This window comes from Paenibacillus lactis (genome assembly GCF_017873605.1).
GTDB lineage: Bacteria > Bacillota > Bacilli > Paenibacillales > Paenibacillaceae > Paenibacillus_AQ > Paenibacillus_AQ lactis.
In genome coordinates this window covers 51250-70297 of sequence record NZ_JAGGKI010000002.1, presented here as the reverse complement: position 1 = coordinate 70297, position 19048 = coordinate 51250, and the positions used below count along the sequence as shown (strand labels likewise).

Sequence of the window (19048 nt, the reverse complement as noted above, 5' to 3'; positions counted from 1 at the left end):
TTAAATAGAGTAAGATAGAGAGACAGCATGTTTGAGGATACATATGAAATGAGGGAAGAATTGATAATGGAATCTGCATCCATATTAGCTGTCGATGATGAAATTGGGATTTTGAAGCTGCTGGAGATTACGCTCCGGAAGGAGAGCTTCACCCATATTGATACCGCCTCATCGGGCAAAGAAGCGCTGCAGCGTGTCAAAGAGAAGACATATGATATGATTTTGCTCGATATCATGCTCCCGGACCTTAGCGGTTTTGAGCTGTGCACGGAGATCCGGAGGCATACGAATACGCCGATTATTTTTATCAGCGCTCGCTCTACCGACTTCGATAAAATTACGGGGCTGGGGCTTGGCGGGGATGATTATATTACCAAGCCGTTTAATCCGCTGGAGGTCACTGCCCGAATCAAGGCGATTCTTCGCCGGCAGAGACTCATGGAGAATGCGGCTCAACAAAACACGGCGTACGATTACGGATACTTCTCTTTTCATCCGGAGTCGGCAACGTTAACCGTAAAGCGTCAACCTGTAGAGTGCACGGCGAAGGAGCTGGAGCTGCTGCATTTCTTCTGCAAGCATCCGAATCATATCTTTACGACGGCGCAGCTATACGAATTGGTGTGGGGAAATGATGTGTTCGGAGAAGAAAAAACGGTCACGATCCATATCTCCAAGCTGCGGAAAAAACTCGGTGACGATACCCGAAAGCCGAAAATCATCGTGAATTTAAGGGGAATCGGATATAAATTCATCCCCCCGAATGAGGAACGGCTATGCGAATAAAAACACGATTCACGATCCATTTGGCATTAGGACTTATTCTATGGATGCTGGGGACCGGTTTGCTCATTGTCATTATGCTGGAAGGGCTTCTTCCCGTGCTCGGTATCCATATCAGCATGGACGATGAAGGTCTTGTTGTAGGAGGAATCTTCGGGGCCAGCACGCTGCTCTGCATTGCCTTGTTCGGATGGTATTTCGGCGGCCCGCTCGGCTTCATCATGTCCTGGATTCATCGACTTTCACAGGATATTTACAAGCCGCCTGCTAATGTATCCAAGATATATACCCGAAAAGGCAAGCTTCGCATGCGATTTCGCCTCTATCGGGAGGTGCTGGAGCATCTGCAGTCCTTGGGCAGCATTTTGCAAGCGAACGAAATCGAGCGAACCCAAATCGAGCAGGCGAAGCAGGATTGGATCGCGGGGATTTCCCATGATTTGAAGACGCCGTTAACCTATATCAAGGGCTACTCGGCCCTTTTATTGAATGAGCAGTACGAGTGGTCGAAGGAAGAAGCGATTTCTTTTATCCGGGAAATGGATGACAAGGGTAAGCATATGGAGGAATTGATTCAAGACCTAAGCTTAGTCACGCAGCTGAATCGCGCTGATGGCGCGCTCCCCTTACAGAAGACGAATCAAGATCTCGTCGAATTTACGAAAAGGGTAGTGGCCGATATCAGCAACAATCCGCAAGCGGGCAGCTATCATTTACATTTTCAAGCGGATTCTCCTGCCATTCATGTTGATTTTGATTCGAAATTCATGCAGCGCATCCTGCAAAATATAATGATGAACTCCGTCCTCCACAATCCTGAGCATACGGATATCTATGTACAGATCGCGGACTCGGGAGAACATGCCGTTATTCGCATCAAGGACAACGGCGTCGGCATGCCGGCTCATACGGTAGAGCATTTATTCCACCAGTATTACCGCGGGACCACCACGGACTCTTCCTCTGAGGGGACGGGGCTCGGAATGGCGATTGTCTACAAGCTGGTCCAGGCCCATGACGGTACGATTACGGTGGAGAGCGAGCCATCGAAAGGCACTACCTTTACGGTTCTGCTGCCGAAAAAGGGCTTGTCCTCTTCGGGCAGTGAGCAATAAGCGAATAATCATACGATCTGCCCGTCAAATCGTCCAAGATTTGACGGGCTTTTTCATGGCATGGCTGATGGCCCCTGGCGGTAAAACCGTATAGTTTCGCCGAAATAACGCATCCTACCCATATCTGCGCTTCTTGGGAAAACGAGGATAGGGCGAGGGCGGCTGCCCGGTTGCTGTTTGTTTAAAGATTCGATTGCAGGTTTAAGAATCGTTTAATTACAAAGTTGAACTAAAGAATTTTGTAAAGAGGCAAGAGTGAGAAATGAGTGATCGGAAGAACATTTTTCATAGCTGCCTTAAACGCAAAACATCGACCAACATAACTACATGAATGAGGTGATACCATGTCGAAGGATGCAGTAATCAACCAAGAAGCGGTCGAGACTGTTAAGGATATTATCAAAGACGTTGAAACCGCCATGCTGTCGACCATATCGGAGGGCGGCATTAATTCCCGGCCGATGCAGACGCAGGATATCGAATTTGACGGAGACCTGTGGTTCTTGACCAAGAAGGATACGAGCAAATACAAGGAAATCCTGGAGAATCCGAACGTGAACGTCGCTTATGTCGGCAAGTCGTATGTGTCCATTCGCGGCACCGCGGAAATCGTGGATGATCTGAACAGGAAGAAAGAGCTTTGGAATAAGATGTACGAAAAATTTCTGGACACGACCTATGATGATCCAAACATCATCTTGATCAAAATCCGGACCGAGACGGCCGAATACTGGGAAACGGGAGACCGAATGAAGACCGTAAAGGCGTTCTTCCGGAAAATGACCGGCCAGCGCCAGGAAGAGGATTCCGAATTGAATAAAACCGTCGACCTGCACAAGTAGGCAAGGTGGTTGGAGCGGGTCACCATGGGAAAAGCACGGAACTTACGGATTCCGTGCTTTTTGTCGTTTATTTAGTTGACTGTGTCAAATTGATAATTGACTTAGTCAAGTATAAATGTTAATTTTTTGCTAACCGAATAAAAAGAAAGGGGCTCACTCATCATGTCAGATGCAACCATCATTCAGACGATCCGGCGCTTTAACCGTTTTTATACGAATGTGCTCGGACTTCTCGATCAACATTTGTTGAACAGCGATTTTTCTCTCTCCGAGGCAAGGGTGCTGTATGAAATTCAGAATACGGAGCATTGCACGGCCAAAATGCTGATCGACAAGCTGAGCATCGACGCCGGTTATTTAAGCCGCATTTTAAAGCGATTCGATAAGCTCGGGCTGACCTACCGCGTTCAATCCGATAAAGACGGCAGGTCCTACTACCATTACTTGTCCGATCAAGGCCGTGAGATGCTGCACAAGCTTGATGCGCTATCCGACGAGCAGGTCCGCCGGTTGATTGAGGGACTGCCGGAGCACAGAAAGGGCCTGATTGCCAAGAGCATGACGGCCATTGAAAGCTCCCTCTCCGGCGAAGAGGATCGCGGCCCGGGCGTGGTCATCCGCACCGAGCTGCGACCGGGGGACGTTGGCGTTCTGATCCATCTGCACGGCTGGCTGTACGCGGAGGAATGCGGTTATAATCATGGATTCGAGGGCTATGTTTGCAAGACCTTTCATGAATTCTTCCAACGTTATGACCGGGAGAAGGACCGGTTCTGGCTGGCGGAGGCGGACGGCCGCATCGTCGGCGCCATCGCCATTGTCGGGCATACGCCGGACAAAGCGCAGCTCAGATGGTTCATCCTGCACCCCGATTTCAGGGGAAGGGGACTTGGCAAGACGTTATTGAACGAGGCCGTCAAGTTTTGCCGGGAAAAGGGCTACCGGAACGTGTTCCTGGAGACGACCGAGGATCAGAAGAATGCGATTCGGATGTACGAGAACGTCGGCTTCCGCAAGACCGGCGAGCGTCCGAACGAAGCATGGGGCGTAAGCCACGTCGAGCAGGTCTTCGAGCTTCACTTGCCATAGCGTCCCTTCATTGACACCCCAAATCCGGGTTGCTACAATTTCTATATTGCTACCGGAATACACGGTATTGAAAAGGAGGGGGCGAGCTTGAACCGATCTTATGCCGCAGATCCATTCATACGAAATGAACGCGAGGCGAACATTGCGGAGCGGGCCGACCGGCTGGCCGCCATATTCGCGGAGAGAGCTCCCAAGCATGATCGGGAAGGATCGTTTCCGTACGAGAACTTTGAAGATCTCAAGGCGTCAGGCTATTTAAAACTAACCGTTCCCAAGCGATTTGGCGGAGAGGAAGCCTCCGTCTATGAAATGGTGCTGGCCCAGGAACGGCTGGCGCGCGGAGACGGCTCCACCGCACTGGCTGTCGGCTGGCATATCAGCCTCATACTTAAGCAGCGTCTGACCCGGGCATGGCCCGAGGCATTGTTTGAAAGTCTGTGCGAATCGATTGTCAAGGAAGGCATCGTGATCAATGAGCTGGCCAGCGAGCCGGCTACCGGAAGCCCGAGCCGGGGAGGCCGGCCCGAGACGACGGCGGTAAAGGTCGATGGAGGCTGGAGCATCACGGGCCGCAAAACCTTCAGCACGTTAAGCCCGATTCTAAAGGTATTTGTCGTTACGGCGGGAATCGAAGGCAGCGAGCGTAAGGGGGCGTTTCTCGTTCGGAGCGGTCCCGGCGTGGAGCTAGAGGAGACCTGGGATACGATGGGCATGCGTGCGACGGGAAGTCATGACGTCGTCCTGAAGGACGTATTCGTACCGGATTCGGAAGTGATTCGGGACGAGAATTACGAGATGCCGTCCTCTCCCGTACCGACTGAAGGAACGCTGCTTCATATTCCGGCTTGTTATCTGGGGATCGCTTATGCGGCCCGGAATTTTGCGATAGATTTTGCGGCGCGGTACCGGCCCAATTCGCTGACGGTGCCGATTGCGGAGCTGCCGCATATCCAAAGGCAGATCGCTCTGATCGAGGCCGATTTGATTACGGCCAGGACCTATCTGTACCAGGTGGCCGACCGCTGGGACCGGGAGCCGGACAACCGGGCCTCACTTAAGGCGGAGCTGGGGCTGGCTAAATATACGGCGACCAATGCGGCTGTCCGCATTGTGGATCAGGCGATGCGGATCGTCGGCGGAAGCAGCTTGTCCCGGAAGCTCCCGCTCGAACGGATGTACCGGGACGTGCGGGCAGGGCTTCATAATCCGCCGATGGACGATATGGTTCTGACGAATCTGGCCAAGCAGGCGATTCGAGAGCGGGAGGAACGGCCGGATCAAGGTTGACCCGGCCGACAATGACCATCTGAAGCCTATGGCGAGACACATTTAGCACCGTACTAAGCTCCGGAGCGCGGCGCTTGGCGTGATATAACGGTATTCAGCCACGGAGGCCGAACGTGATGCGAGAATTAGAATAACATGCAGCGCTAGAGGGGGAGAGCTCCTTCTGGCGCTTTTTTTGTTATTACATGCATGACGGCAATGATTGGGCATTATGATGATAAAGCCGTTATTTCTCAGAGCCCGCTTCCCGCTTAGCCGATAACAACCCCGAGGATGCGGTTAACGGGGCGGTTTACAGGGTATAAATGGTAACGGAATTCGATAGGCTTAAGCGAAAAGATGATGGACTGGAAGGGAGCTGACACAAGTATGGATGCTGTACTCTACTTGATATTGGCCGCTCTGTATATGGCGCTGTTCGTTTATGGCCTGGTGCTGTTCAAGCGGGATCCATCGCCCGGGCTGCGGTATCTGCTGCTCGTGGTGACGGCGGGGCTGGTTTGGGACAACGGAGTTATCGGACTTGGCAGGTGGATCGGAGAAGGGAGGCTGCTTGAGCAGCTGAATCTATCGCGCTACTGGGTGCATGCTTTGGCAACGCCTTTATTGGCGCTGGTGTCCTTCGATCTGATCCGGCGGTCGGGAAGCGCCTGGGCCCGGAAGCCGGGGGCCGCTTGGGGGGCTTGGCTCGTGACCGTCCTTCTCATCGTGCTGGAGGTTGTCACGGTAACGATGGATCTGTCGCTTGCCCCTTCACATCAATACGGTGCCCTTCGATACGTATCCACCGAATCGTCCGGCCCGCCGCTGATGGTCATGATCGTCCTTGTGCCGCTGCTGCTTGCAGGCGTGACTGTATGGCGCAGAGAACGGTCGCCCCTGCTATTCATCGGCACCATATTGATGGCGGCGGGAAGCGCCATTCCAATCCCGGTTGAAAGCTCTGTCGTGACGAACGTGTTCGAATTGCTATTGCTTCTTACCTTGTGGCTGACGGTTCGCAAAGTCATGAATGCTCGCACTTGGTCCTTTCGTTAGGCTGGCAGAGCCTGATCCTGAAGCCCGGGATCAGGCTCTTTGCAATAGAGATCGGCTCCGTGGCCTGTAAAGGACCTGCCCGCTTGCTGCATTCAGCAAACCTTCAGCTTGGCCTAAGCCAGGCATAAGGCTGCTCTAAGCCCTGTTTCAGCTTCGCCTTCTATACTTCGGATTGTAAGCAAATCTAAATCACCCAAAAGGAGAGATTGCAATGAATCCGATTAGTAAAAAAGTGCTGGTAAGCAGTGTGGCGGCAGCTCTGGTACTGGGAGGAGCGGGATACCTGCAAAGCAAGGTCTTCGCCGCCGCAAGCACAGACGCAGCGGCTTCCGCAACAGAAGCTGGACAGGCAGGCACAAACGCCGGGACGGACACGGATGCCGTGAAGAGCAGCGATGGGAAGCGTTTAGGAATCCGGGGCGGCGGTCCGTTTGGCGGCCATCTGATGACGGAGGCGGCTGAGGTGCTTGGCTTGACGGAAAGCGATATCCGGACAGCGCTCGAAGCTGGCAGCACATTAGCAGAGATTGCTGAAAATAACGGCATGTCCAAATTCGATTTCGTGCAGAAGCTGGTCGCGCTGGAATCCGCGAAGCTGGATGAGCGTCTAAGCGAGGACGGCATATCGGACACAAAGGCGGCGGAGCTGAAGGAAGGGCTGAACGAACGATTAACGGAAGCGGTTGATGGGAGTGCGCAAGAGCTTCTGATGAAGGGGCATGGCAAAGGTGGCCGCGGCTTTGGAAAGTTCGGCAAGCCTGAGGAAATCGCAGCATTGCTCGGGATGACGGAGGACGAATTGAAGGCGGGCCTTGAGGGCGGGCAATCGCTGGCCGAGCTGGCGGCCGCTAAAGGCATGACGGAGGAAGAGCTGCTGCAGAAGCTGAAGGAGCAATTGACGGAACCTTTAAAGCAATGGATCCATGAGAAGAGCACGCATTCGAATCCATCTGATGCATCGAAGACGGATACGGAAGCTGAGTCAGCCGCCGAATAGTTAAGATCTCATGGATGGTTTAAGATATGGAATGTACAAGCCGGGGGGACCGGATATACTGGAGACTGCAGGGGCGATGGGTCCCGCAGTCTTCTTTTTACGAATTGGGCGAATGTTTTGCAATGATCCTGTTGACCTTAACGTTACGTTAAGGTGTACAGTTTAGGATGTCAGGAGGTGAAATCATGGAATATACCGTACAGAAGCTTGGACGGCTGGCTGGGATCAGCACCCGGACGCTCCGATATTATGATGAGATTGGCATTCTGAAGCCGGCCAGAATCAGCTCGTCAGGATATCGAATCTACGGGGAGGAGGAAGTGAACCGGCTGCAGCAGATTTTGTTTTACCGGGAGCTGGGGCTTCAGCTGGAAGACATTAAGGCGATCATGGCCTCGCCATCCTTTGACCGGGTCCGGGCGCTGAAGGAGCACCATGTGCAGCTTCTTGACAAGAGACGGCAGCTCGATCTGCTGATTGCGAATGTGGAGAAGTCGATTGCCTCCACTGAAGGGAGAATAACCATGAGCGATCAAGAGAAATTCGAAGGCTTTAAGCAGAAGATGATTGACGACAATGAGCAACAATACGGCAAGGAAATCCGTGAAAAATATGGTGACGAGACGGTAGACCGGTCCAATGCGAAATTGAAGGGCATGACGCAGGAGCAGTACGAGGAAGTGACCCGTCTGGCTGACGATCTGTATGCAACGCTTGCCGAAGCGTTCAAACAGGGGGATCCGGCCGGGGAGCTGGCACAGCGTGCGGCGGATTTGCATAAGCAGTGGCTCACGTATTATTGGAGTGATTACAGCAAGGAGGCCCATGCGGGTCTTGCCCAAATGTATGTGGATGATGAGCGGTTTACGGCACACTATGATGCGAAGCAGCCGGGAACGGCGGCGTTCCTGCGCGATGCGATTTTGATTTACACCGGCATGAAATCTTAAGGACCCATCGCCATGACACGAAGCTAAGTCATCCGCTTCGAAAATCTCCCCTCTGCGTGCGGTTAACCCGCAGTAGAGGGGTTTTCGTTATGTCCGGATATACAGTGCCATAGGCTCCATTCCCCCTGATCCCCCGGCTCAAAAGGCCGGCCAATTTCCACAATCTGTTCCTTGTCACCCGCAGGGTAAAAATGGTTAGATGATCTTTGGACTAATTTTCACAAATCCTGCACCAATCGGTGTTTATCTCATATAAAACGGGGGGAATTATGGAGCTGTTTATTCAACATGCGGTGGACATCATCAATGATTTTCTGTGGTCCAAGCTGCTCATTGTATTGCTTATTGCCGGAGGGCTGTATTTTACGTTCGGCACCAAGTTTTTGCAGTTCCGTCTGCTGGGTGAAATGTTCCGGGTGATCCGGGAATCCAAACCGAAAGCCAAAGGAAGCATCTCTCCCTTCCAAGCATTTGCCATCAGTATGGCGGCGCGGGTCGGAACCGGAAATATTACGGGGGTTGCGATCGCGATATCGCTCGGAGGGCCGGGCGCCGTGTTCTGGATGTGGATCATTGCCATTATCGGAGCGGCTTCCAGCTTTATTGAAAGCACTTTGGCGCAGATTTATAAGATAAAGGACGGCGCAGGAGGCTTCCGCGGCGGTCCGGCGTACTACATTCAGCAAGGCCTGAAGAAGCGCTGGATGGGCGCATTGTTTGCTGTGCTGATCACATTATCCTTCGGATTGGTGTTTAATGCCGTTCAGTCGAATACGATCACGATCGCCTTTGAAAATTCATTCGGCTCGAGCCGTTTAACGGTGGGCCTTGTGATGGCTGCCATCTTCGCCGTTATTATTTTTGGGGGTGTGAAGAGAATTGCGAAAATGTCGGAGCTGATCGTCGTCGTGCTGGCTGTTCTGTATGTCGGTGCCGCGCTGTATATCATTCTGGCCAACATTACGAAGCTGCCGGAGGTGCTCACGCTGATTGTGAAAGGCGCGTTCGGTTATGAGCAGATTGCAGGCGGCACCCTCGGGGCGGCCCTAATGAACGGCATCAAAAGGGGATTGTTCTCCAATGAAGCGGGGATGGGTAGCGCCCCGAACGCTGCCGCAACCGCAACGACGAGCCATCCTGCGAAGCAGGGGCTCGTGCAATCACTTGGCGTGCTGATCGATACGCTCGTTATCTGCACAAGCACGGCATTCATCATCTTGTTTACGGGCGCATATAAAGAGACCGGGCTGGATGGCGTTGCCCTGACCCAAGCGGCGCTCGGCATGGAGATGGGGGCATGGGCGTCGGATTTTCTGGCGATCATGATTTTCCTGTTTGCGTTCAGCACGCTTCTGGGCAATTATTATTATGGCGAAACCAATATCGAATTTTTGAAATCGAATCGGGCCTGGATATGGCTCTATCGTGCCTGTGTGCTGGCCATGGTGATCTTTGGCTCCGTTACCAGCGTCAAGCTGGTATGGGATCTTGCCGATTTGTTCATGGGGCTGATGGCTATTGTAAACCTGATTGCGATAACGCTGCTTTCCAAGGTGGCTTTTGCCGCCTTGAAGGATTACTTGAAGCAGCGGCGGGAAGGGCTGGATCCGGTCTTTACCAAAGCGAGCATCAAGGGATTGGAAGATGTGGAGTGCTGGGATGGAAAGCCCGGTTCGCTTTGAACGGATGTACTCATTTTATATAAAATTCAGCATTAAATCGTTACGGTTTGCAGCGGGAAGCTGCAGCCGTAGCGTTTTTTTTTATGTTTTTTCGTAACATTAAGTGAATACTCCCGTTGTCTATATGAGTAGAAGGAGGGAGGTCTGGTGTTTTATGAGCGATCATAAGGGAGCGGATGAGGAGGGGCAGGTGCTCTTTGTTGACGAGCAAGGACAGTCGAAGCCCGGAAAACGGATTAAGGATCGGCGTAACCGCATGATTTGGCCGACAAGGGTGAAGTTTCTGACGAACGTGCTTGGCGCAGCTATCCTGTTGTTATTGCTTTATAGCATTTATATTTCGGCTATTCATATTTACTTGGACAGATCAGGGAGAAGTGAGCAATTTAACCGGGCAGTCCTATCGGTTATTGAGCTTCACGAGGATGGCCTTCGGGTGGAGAAGCCGGCCTTTCCGAATATTGAGGTTACCCCGTTCCTCACCCAAAAAACAACGCTGAAACTGTATCGGGATGTGGGCAAATGGCAGGTGATCACCGGAGAGGTTCACGCGAAACTAACCATCTCCGGCAAGCTGACCTATTCGGTCGAGAGAACAAGTCCCTATCTTAATCAGGATGATCGGCCTGCTTTTATCCTCCCCTATTCGGTTATGTTTGAGGAGACGATAGAGGCAAACCCGAAGACGGAAAGCGATCTTAAACTTCTGGATCAGGTCGGAGAAGGTCATGTTGCGCAGCTGTCATTCTCAACGAAAACTTTAATGCCGCCGGAGGAGCTGCACAAGCTTCTTGCGGATTACGATCTTGCCATAACGGGGATGCCGGTATATGCAGGGGAGCTTAAAGAGTTTGAGGTTGGTTATTCGCTGGGCGACAGCAAGGATTACTATGTTTCGCATTTGTCGCTAAAGCCCAGATACGGCTTCAGGGAGGATAACAGTCTATCCATGTGGCAGTTTTATTTTAAGCCGGAAGAAGATCAACACAATATGCCCGAGCATGTGGAGCATATGAAGTCGGACATCGAATGGATGATCAACAATGCTTCGTATAACGGGGAGGATGAGGATAAACAGCGGCTTGCCTATATTCAGAAAAACGGGGTTCAGGTGTACGGGGCAACGGTCACGGGACCGGTGAAGGAGCTGCAGCGGCTTAAAGAGCGTCCGGAGTTTCGCGAATTCCGGCTGGGCCGCATCGAGGTATGGAACTGGGATTAACGAGCAACGGCAAAATGGAAGAGAAAGACAGCATGTTAATAAGAGAATCGAAGGGTCTGCCGCAAGAGCGTCTACTAGGACGGCGGCAGCCCCTTTTTTCTGTCCCAGCATTCAGCGGAAGCATGAATCAGGAATTATTATGTCTTTGATATTACTTTGACACACATAGTAATTTGTGTTATATTAATCCCATTCTTTCCGTCAGAGGAGGCTTCGGAAACGTTGCTTGAATCATTACATAACAGCGATTTGATACGGGGAAACATCGACACGTTTATTCTTCGCGTGCTCATGGACGGAGATAATTACGGGTATCAAATCATTAAAGAAATTGCAAGGCGAAGCGGCCAACGATTCGAGCTTAAGGAGCCAACGCTGTACTCCAGTCTGCGAAGGCTAGAGAAGCAGGAGCTTATACGCTCGTATTGGGGGGAGGAGACCCAAGGAGGACGACGGAAATATTACCATCTTACACCGCAAGGGCGTGAGCGTTTTTTAAGAAACAGGAGTGAATGGAAGGCTGCGCGGGTCGTTATCGATGACTTGATCGGATATGGAGAGGAGCTGGATCATGATGTCGAATGAACATGAATTGGAGGTTTACGTTAATCGGTTATTTGCGAATCATCGGAAGACAAGGGAGACGCTGGAGCTGAAGCAGGAGATTCTTAGTAATCTGGAGGCAAAGGTTGCCGATGAGATGGCTCATGGAATGGACCGTCAAGCGGCAATCCGTTTAGCGATCGATGGCATCGAGGGAATCGATGACCTGCTCGATGACAACCCGAGGATGTATGTTACCCGTTATCGTTATGAGCTTCTGCAAAGTGCCTTGATCTATATTCTGCTGGCATGGATACTGACTCTGCCTGCACGGATTATGCCTAGCGGGGTGATGATTAATTCCCTTCTGCTGTGCTTGGCCGCCCTTGCCGGCATCATGTTTTTAGTCGTGTCCTCGCATCTAAAACGAGATGACACGCAAACGGCTGTCGTCCATTCGGCCGGACGGTCGCACTGGCCCAAGACGGCGTGGGCGATCTGGGGGATATTCATGGTCGTCGTTACCGCGTATACGTTTATTTTGCATTTCGGCAGTGATATTTGGTTTGGCCGTCCCCTTAAGGTAGATGGGCCCTATTCGCTGTATGTCCTCGCAATGCAGCTTGCCCTTCCCTTGACATCGGTGATCGTCCCGATGCTGGTTCATCGGGCCTCCAGATTAACCGACAAACATGAGGTGAAGGAAGCATGAGCAGAAAAAATGTATGGATCGTTGTACTGTTGATGATCGGCATCAGCGGCCTCTTCGCGTTGGAAGGCTTCATCAAGCCCAGGGCGAATGCGCAGGCGGTTCGATACGAGGCTGAGCAAAACGATCCGTTAACGCATGACATCCGTCAATCGATACCGTATTCGAACAAGTATATGGGGAATGCGGCGAACTTCGCCAATCTGAACGCATCCCTGCCTTTTCGCAGCATCGGAAGAACCTTTCAGATGTACCCTGACCGGCTGACAGCCGAGATTCTGTATCAGGCTAGAGCAGGGGAGCTTGCCCCTGATAAGCTGAATGCATTGTTCATGTATAATTCAACGGCGAATTTTGCATTGATCGATAACCTCGAGGAGCTGATATTCACTTTTGAAGATCAAAGCTTTACGATTCGGCGGGATGAGGTTGAGACATGGTACCGGGAAGTAGGAAGCGTTGCGCTTCTGCGCGATATCGATTTGTGGAGGACCCACGTCCAATCCCGCATAGCTGATGAAGACCAAGTTACCGACTTTGTCACGAGTGTTGTGAGACCAAGTTCGCAAAAGAAGGATAGATCATCGATATAGAAGTGTGTAAGACCTCAGTTCACAGTGTCTGAATGTATGGAGGAATAACGATGAGCCAACAGGAGAGACGATTGAGTCTCGGTGCTTTTCTGATGAATTACGGTCATCATATCGCGGCATGGCGTCATCCGGAGTCGTCGAAAGTCCGGCCGATCGATTTAGCCTTTTACAAAGATTGCGCTCTTGCCGCTGAGCGCGGAAAATTTGATATGATATTCCTTGCGGACAACAACTCGATTCCTTTAATAGGGGATTTAAGAACCAATGTCAGCTTTCTTCAGCCTGAAGCCTTGACGATGCTGAGCGCTTTGGCGGGCGTGACCTCACATATCGGCCTGACGGGGACCGCTTCAACCACCTTCAACGAGCCCTATAGCTTGGCCAGAAGGCTCTCAACGCTGGACCATATTAGCGGTGGCAGGGCAGCTTGGAATGTTGTCACCTCCACCAAGGATGCGGAAGCGCGGAATTTCGGATCAGCTGCATTGCTGGAGCATGGGAAGCGGTATGAACGGGCGGAAGAATTCATGCGGGCGGTTACCGGCCTGTGGGACAGCTGGGAGGAAGATGCTGTAGTTGTGGATCGGGAAGGAATCGTGTTTGCCGATACGGATAAAATCCACCGGGTTCATCACCAAGGGGAATATTTTCGCATCGAAGGGCCGTTGAACATGCCAAGATCGCCGCAAGGCAGACCCGTGATTATCGAGGCAGGCACCTCGGCCGCCGGACAACGGCTGGCTGCGCGAACGGCGGATGTTGTATTTACGGCATGCGAGGATAAGGCGGAGGCCATCAGGTACTATCAACGGTTTAAGAGCCTGCTGACCGAATATGGGCGTGAACCGGATGATGTAAAAGTAATGCCGGGCCTGCTCGTATTCCTCGGGGAGAGCGAGGAGGAAGCCCGCGAATCCAGGCAGATGTGGAGCGAGCTTATTTTGCCGGAGGCTGCGGTTAAATATCTGTCACAGCTATTGAATACGGATCTGAGCGGATACCCGGCCGATGGGCCGTTACCGGATCTCCCCAAGGAAGGGAACAGCAGCCGGGCGGTCATGATTATAGAGACGGCTAAGCGAAGCGGAATGAGCGTTCAGGAGCTGGGACGGCATTATGCTGTGGCACGAGGCCATATGACCGTTACCGGAAGTCCTGATCAGATCGCGGATATGATCGAGGACTGGTTCAGGAGCGGAGCCTGCGACGGCTTTAATGTTATGGCGCCTTTATTGCCAAGCGGGCTGGAGCGATTCGTGGATTCGGTGGTGCCTTTGCTGCAGCAAAGGGGAATATTTCGTTCAGAATATTCGGGGCGCACATTGAGAGAGCATCTGGGGATCAGACTTAGATAAGCGGAAGACCGATCGGGTTGACCTGTACATCCTTATAAAAAAGGGCATCCAGTACCGGAATGTTGGCGATTCCAGTGCCGATGCCCTTTTTCATTCATGACCTTAAATATTTATCGCGAATCAAATTCATATGGTGAATTTCGTGACCGGCAATGATAAAAGCGGCGGCTCGGGCGGAGAGGGGGTAGTTGTTAAAGCTGCCTTGCGCAAGCATCCCCTTCTCCGTCAGGCTTCCCACGAGCGTTAATGTCGACATCCTGACCGCGGAGTAATCCCGCAGCACTTCCTTCAGCGGCAAGCTGGCAAAGGGCGAGTTTTGAACGAATGCCTCCCGGTCATAGCCGGAAAACTCCCGGGCGTCCCCGCGGGCTATATGAAGCAGACGATAACTCCATAGACGCTCCCCATCCGCGATGTGGCCCATCACCTGCTTCAAGCTCCATTTTCCCTCGGCATACCGGTACTCTGCTTGCTCCTCCGTTAGATCGCCCAGCGTCTTTAATGTATCGTCATGCAGCTCCTGCAGCACATCCACTATGTTTCCGTCAGGCACCAGGCTGATGTACTTCTCAGCCAAAGGCAAATATTCTGTTGGATCCGGTCTTGTATTCATAACGATTCCCCCGATTTAAGAATTTACTGTCTCATACATAGACTCATATGCAGACAGAGCCGCCAGAATGATGATTCGTTAGGAAGGCTTATGTTATGCTCAATCAAGCGCCTGAATGATCAGTACGCCATTAGGTTGCATGCGCCCAGATCAAGTGGACGATGCCGTTCCAATAGCGTTCGGATCGAAGCACCTTCAGCGGTGAGTCCTTCACGATGCGAAGGATATCGCGGTTGAAGTGACAGCCGGATATCCGCCGGGCTGCAGGATTGGCCAGATGCTGGGCGAGGCCGATAAGCCGGTTGGCGCTGACCCCATGCTCCAGCAGATAGACGCGGCCGCCGGGTTTGGCCCAGCGGTTCATGCGGCGCAATGCTTCCAAGGGATCCTCGTAGCCGCATAGCGACAGCGTGGACACCACGCAGTCAAAAGACCGCTCCGGAAGCTCCAGCGTCTCGATATCATGCTCAAGAAAAGTCGCATGAATGCCAAGCTCCACCGCAAATTGCCGCGCGCGGCTCAGCATTTCCGGCGAGAAGTCGACCGCGGTCAACTCGACCTTGTCCCGCTGATAGAACGGAAGGTTCGCACCGGCACCGACGGCGACCTCAAGCACTTGTCCTGAGACGTCCTGAAGCAGCCGCTGCCGCCATCTCCCGATATAACGCTGCCTGGAGTTTCTTTCGTACATGGCGGCTTGCTTGTTGAACTTCCGAATCAGCGCCCCTTTATTCACGCGGAATTCTCCGTGCTACGCCGGTTTTGATCGCAGCCTTTACAACAAGCTCACGGATAGCCTTTACGACGTTTTGATTGAATACGCTCGGAATAATGTAGGAAGGGTTCCGTTCATCATCCGGTACAGCCGACGCGATAGCCTCCGCTGCTGCAAGCTTCATTTCCTCGTTAATCGTGGTCGCTCTGCAGTCGAGCGCCGCGCGGAAAATTCCCGGAAAGCAAAGCACGTTGTTGATTTGGTTCGGATAATCCGAGCGTCCGGTAGCGATGACGCCAACGATGTCTTCCACCTCTTCGGGCCGGATCTCCGGCGTTGGATTGGCCATGGCGAAGACGATCGGGTCGTCGGCCATCGCCAGTACGTCCTCGCGGCGGAGCAGGCCGCCTGCAGACAATCCGATGAACACGTCGGCACCGCGAATGACTTCCTGCAGCGAGCCTTGCACCTTGTCCGGATTCGTATGCTCCGCATACCACTGCCACATCGAATTGTTGTAATTGCCACCGGCAACTAGTGCCCCTTCGCGGTCGACGCCGATGAGATTTTTGACTCCGGCCGAGAGGAGAATTTTACTGCAAGCGACCCCGGCGGCACCGATTCCGCAGACGACCACCTTGATCTGATCAATCGATTTTCCGACGATTTTCAAGGCATTGATGAGCGCCGCATATAATACGACGGCTGTGCCGTGCTGATCGTCATGGAACACGGGGATATCGAGCTCATCCCGCAGCCGCTGCTCGATTTCAAAACAGCGCGGAGACGAAATGTCCTCCAGATTGATGCCCCCGAAGGCAGGTGCCAATGCTTTGATGCAGGAGATGATCTCCTCGGTATCCTGGGTGTCCAGACAGATCGGGAACGAATCCACGCCCGCCAGCTGCTTGAACAGCATGGACTTGCCTTCCATGACCGGCATCGCTGCATAAGGACCGATATTGCCGAGTCCGAGTACAGCGCTTCCATCGGAAATGACGGCGACCGTGTTTCTTTTGATTGTCAGGGTATAGGCCTTCTTGGGGTCTTCCTGTATGGCTGCGCAGACACGGGCGACATCTGGCGTATAGACTCGGGAGAGATCATCGCGGTTCTGGATTGGAACTTTGGGCTGTGTCTCGATCTTGCCGCCGAGATGCATAAGGAATGTGCGGTCGGATACGTTGACGAGTTTAACGCCCTTCAAATTTTTGACGGTATGCGTGATCTTGCCGATGTCGACGCTGTCAGTAACCGTAATCGTAATATCGCGGACGGTGATATGGCCGCTGGACTGGATGACGTCGATGGCCACCATATCTCCCCCGGCTTCGAAAATTGCGGATGCAACCTGGCCGAATTTGATGTCCTGCGTGTTCATTTCCAGTCTGAGAATAATGCTCTTTCCTCCGAGTCCGTTTTTTTCCATTGCTACCTCCATGTGTGTTTAATCATTGACATGATTGTTAGTGGGTGTAACGGTGTATAATGTTAACAATAAGATCTTTCGCTAAACGCTGGTCAATTTCCTGTTTCCCGGATCGAACAATCCCGGATCCGCATAAAGAAATTAATGGCAGGGAGCAGCGTATACGGGGATTGGATCCAAATCATTATACGGTGAAGGAGAGAAGACGATGAATGCCCGAATCGAGGAACTCGAGAAACGCCTGGAGAGCAAGCACCATAAAGACCTGTTTCTTCAAATGAAGCATACGCTTCAGGCCGTGGACGATCTGGCTGAAGAGCACCGAAGGTACCAAGCGGTTCAAGCGCTCAGCGGGGTACGGATCGTCGGCTCCGAAGAGAGTGTCTATTTTGATACCCTTAACCAGGTGAAGGAGCTGATCGTGCACACGCTGGAGATGACGATCGAAGACCTGGAGCACAAAGGGGATAAGCGGTACGAGAAGAACTTCAAGGATGGCGTTGAGTGATCTTCTGAAGACGGCTGGCTCGCTTCCGGCAAGGCAAGCGTACGAGAGAACTGTTTCATAAGTAGATTTTTCTACTATGGGCAGTTCTTTTTTTGATTTACAACGCGAAAAACGGAAGCTGGGATCGCGCGCACTTGCTTGCTAACCTGTCAGCTGTTGTCGTGGACGAGCTAAGTTTGTCTAATGTGGGATACAATATTATCCAATTCCCATTGGATTGTGTAAAAAATCGTTGTTTTCTATTATGGGATACCGGAAGCAGATCCATTAAAATGATGATAGGGATGGTAAAGCTTGGACATTATAATGATTCTTCCAAGCTTGACAGAACTTAGGTGACGGCTCTGGGCTCGGAGCTACGAACAAAGGAGGGGTGCCAAGGAAGAGGTAAACGACAATCGCTTGCGGCAGTTGTTTGAATTTTACAATTAAAAGGAGGAACATTGTATGACATTAAGTTTGCCGAACAAATCTTGGCTCAAGCATGTAATCATTGCAGGCTCCACGATGCTGTTGATGGCTTTATTCATGGTTTTATTTGCGGATAAGGCGTTTGCCCACGGATATGTTGAATCCCCGGCGAGCCGCGCGCTTCTGTGTAAGCAAGGGGTTAACTCCGATTGCGGCGCGATCGTTTACGAGCCGCAGAGCTTGGAAGCTCCTAAAGGCTGGCCGGCAGCAGGTCCTGCCGACGGCAAGATTGCAAGTGCAGGCGGCGCATTCCCTAAGCTTGACGAGCAGTCCGCTACACGCTGGAGCAAAGTCAGCATTTCTCCAGGAACGACGACGTTCAAATGGCATTTGACAGCTCCGCATGCGTCGGCAAGCTGGAAGTACTACATTACGAAGGACGGCTGGGATCAAAATGCTCCACTGAGCAGAGCTTCCTTCGATCTGACGCCGTTCTGCTCGATTAACTACGGAGGCGTAAAACCGCCAACCGATTACACATCAACCTGTAACGTTCCGGCAAAATCCGGATATCACGTCATTCTGGCTGTATGGGAAGTAGCTGATACGGCGAATGCATTCTACAACGTCATCGATGTCGACTTTGGCGGCGGTAACGGTAACCCGAACCCGAGCGTACCAGCTCCGACAGGTCTGACCTCTCCATCCCAAACAAGCAGCAGCGTTTCCCTGGCTTGGACAGCTTCGACAGGAGCTTCCAGCTACGAGGTTTATCGTAATGGAACCCTTGTGGGTACATCCGCAACAACCTCTTATAATGATACGGGCCTGACGGCTGGAACGTCCTACACGTACACCGTGGTCGCTGTCAGCAGCAACGGCAGCAAATCCGCGGCATCTGCACCGCTCTCGGTGTCGACGTCCGGCAGCTCCGCGACCTACCCTGCTTGGAGCGCAAGCACCGTGTATCTGGGCGGCGACAAGGTTTCGTACAACGGGAAGAACTATGAAGCAAGATGGTGGACGCTTGGTGAGACTCCGGGATCTGCCGAAGTGTGGAAGCTTCTCCCATAAGCATTTCCTTCGATTATCAAGGATTCTCTAATGTGAATGAATAATGAACTGTCCTTAAGTAGATTTCTCTACTGCGGGACAGTCTTTTTTTAT

The 19048-nt window shown here is 52.2% G+C and carries 19 protein-coding genes; 16 read left to right on the top strand and 3 right to left on the bottom strand.

Features of this window, described 5'->3' with window-relative positions; translation table 11 throughout:
• Positions 1–66: 66 nt before the first annotated feature.
• From J2Z18_RS03300 to J2Z18_RS03235, 14 genes are all read left to right on the top strand, one after another.
• A complete protein-coding gene (locus tag J2Z18_RS03300; RefSeq protein WP_028407380.1) occupies positions 67–786 on the top strand; it encodes a response regulator transcription factor in 720 nt (239 codons plus the stop codon).
• On the top strand, positions 777–1898 hold the full coding sequence (locus J2Z18_RS03295; protein WP_007132492.1) for a sensor histidine kinase: 1122 nt from the start codon (positions 777–779) through the stop codon (positions 1896–1898). Before J2Z18_RS03300 ends, J2Z18_RS03295 begins: the two co-directional genes overlap by 10 nt.
• A 344-nt stretch (positions 1899–2242) precedes the next feature.
• A complete protein-coding gene (locus tag J2Z18_RS03290; protein WP_007132491.1) occupies positions 2243–2740 on the top strand; it encodes a pyridoxamine 5'-phosphate oxidase family protein in 498 nt (165 codons plus the stop codon).
• Between the two features lie 162 nt (positions 2741–2902).
• Positions 2903–3829: a bifunctional helix-turn-helix transcriptional regulator/GNAT family N-acetyltransferase gene (locus tag J2Z18_RS03285; protein ID WP_007132490.1), complete on the top strand. Its 927-nt coding sequence runs from the start codon at positions 2903–2905 to the stop codon at positions 3827–3829.
• Between the two features lie 87 nt (positions 3830–3916).
• On the top strand, positions 3917–5116 hold the full coding sequence (locus J2Z18_RS03280) for an acyl-CoA dehydrogenase family protein (protein WP_028407381.1): 1200 nt from the start codon (positions 3917–3919) through the stop codon (positions 5114–5116).
• Between the two features lie 369 nt (positions 5117–5485).
• Positions 5486–6154 (top strand): hypothetical protein, encoded by a 669-nt coding sequence (locus J2Z18_RS03275; RefSeq protein ID WP_210094188.1) that lies wholly within the window; start codon positions 5486–5488, stop codon positions 6152–6154.
• A 211-nt stretch (positions 6155–6365) separates the two neighbouring features.
• Positions 6366–7151 carry a hypothetical protein gene (locus tag J2Z18_RS03270; RefSeq protein ID WP_210094187.1) on the top strand — a complete coding sequence of 262 codons (786 nt, stop codon included), beginning with the start codon at positions 6366–6368 and terminating at the stop codon, positions 7149–7151.
• 185 nt (positions 7152–7336) lie between these two features.
• Positions 7337–8101, top strand: a complete 765-nt coding sequence (locus J2Z18_RS03265; protein ID WP_028407384.1) for a MerR family transcriptional regulator — start codon at positions 7337–7339, stop codon at positions 8099–8101.
• Positions 8102–8370: 269 nt separating this feature from the next.
• A complete protein-coding gene (locus J2Z18_RS03260; RefSeq protein WP_210094186.1) occupies positions 8371–9783 on the top strand; it encodes an alanine/glycine:cation symporter family protein in 1413 nt (470 codons plus the stop codon).
• Between the two features lie 154 nt (positions 9784–9937).
• A complete protein-coding gene (locus J2Z18_RS03255) occupies positions 9938–11005 on the top strand; it encodes an anti-sigma factor C-terminal domain-containing protein (protein ID WP_210094185.1) in 1068 nt (355 codons plus the stop codon).
• 222 nt (positions 11006–11227) lie between these two features.
• Positions 11228–11590, top strand: coding sequence for a PadR family transcriptional regulator (locus J2Z18_RS03250; protein ID WP_028407387.1), 363 nt, complete (start codon positions 11228–11230; stop codon positions 11588–11590).
• Positions 11577–12260, top strand: coding sequence for a permease prefix domain 1-containing protein (locus J2Z18_RS03245; RefSeq protein ID WP_232239456.1), 684 nt, complete (start codon positions 11577–11579; stop codon positions 12258–12260). Before J2Z18_RS03250 ends, J2Z18_RS03245 begins: the two co-directional genes overlap by 14 nt.
• Complete coding sequence (locus J2Z18_RS03240; RefSeq protein WP_144867678.1) at positions 12257–12850, top strand: DUF4825 domain-containing protein; 594 nt, start codon at positions 12257–12259, stop codon at positions 12848–12850. Before J2Z18_RS03245 ends, J2Z18_RS03240 begins: the two co-directional genes overlap by 4 nt.
• Before the next feature lie 50 nt (positions 12851–12900).
• A complete protein-coding gene (locus tag J2Z18_RS03235) occupies positions 12901–14205 on the top strand; it encodes an LLM class flavin-dependent oxidoreductase (RefSeq protein ID WP_028407390.1) in 1305 nt (434 codons plus the stop codon).
• Positions 14206–14299: 94 nt separating this feature from the next.
• On the opposite strand, the gene J2Z18_RS03230 is transcribed toward J2Z18_RS03235, so the two are convergent.
• From J2Z18_RS03230 to J2Z18_RS03220, 3 genes are all read right to left on the bottom strand, one after another.
• Entirely contained in the window at positions 14300–14818 is a 519-nt protein-coding gene (locus tag J2Z18_RS03230; protein WP_210094184.1) for a DinB family protein, read from the bottom strand.
• 130 nt (positions 14819–14948) lie between these two features.
• Entirely contained in the window at positions 14949–15554 is a 606-nt protein-coding gene (locus J2Z18_RS03225; protein ID WP_028407392.1) for a class I SAM-dependent methyltransferase, read from the bottom strand.
• A complete protein-coding gene (locus J2Z18_RS03220; RefSeq protein WP_007132475.1) occupies positions 15547–16962 on the bottom strand; it encodes an NAD-dependent malic enzyme in 1416 nt (471 codons plus the stop codon). The genes J2Z18_RS03225 and J2Z18_RS03220 overlap by 8 nt, the downstream gene beginning before the upstream one ends.
• 208 nt (positions 16963–17170) lie before the next feature.
• Between J2Z18_RS03220 and J2Z18_RS03215 the strand changes: the two genes are divergently transcribed.
• Positions 17171–17470, top strand: a complete 300-nt coding sequence (locus tag J2Z18_RS03215) for a hypothetical protein (protein ID WP_007132474.1) — start codon at positions 17171–17173, stop codon at positions 17468–17470.
• A 447-nt stretch (positions 17471–17917) separates the two neighbouring features.
• Positions 17918–18955 carry a lytic polysaccharide monooxygenase gene (locus J2Z18_RS03210; protein ID WP_007132473.1) on the top strand — a complete coding sequence of 346 codons (1038 nt, stop codon included), beginning with the start codon at positions 17918–17920 and terminating at the stop codon, positions 18953–18955.
• Positions 18956–19048 lie beyond the last annotated feature (93 nt).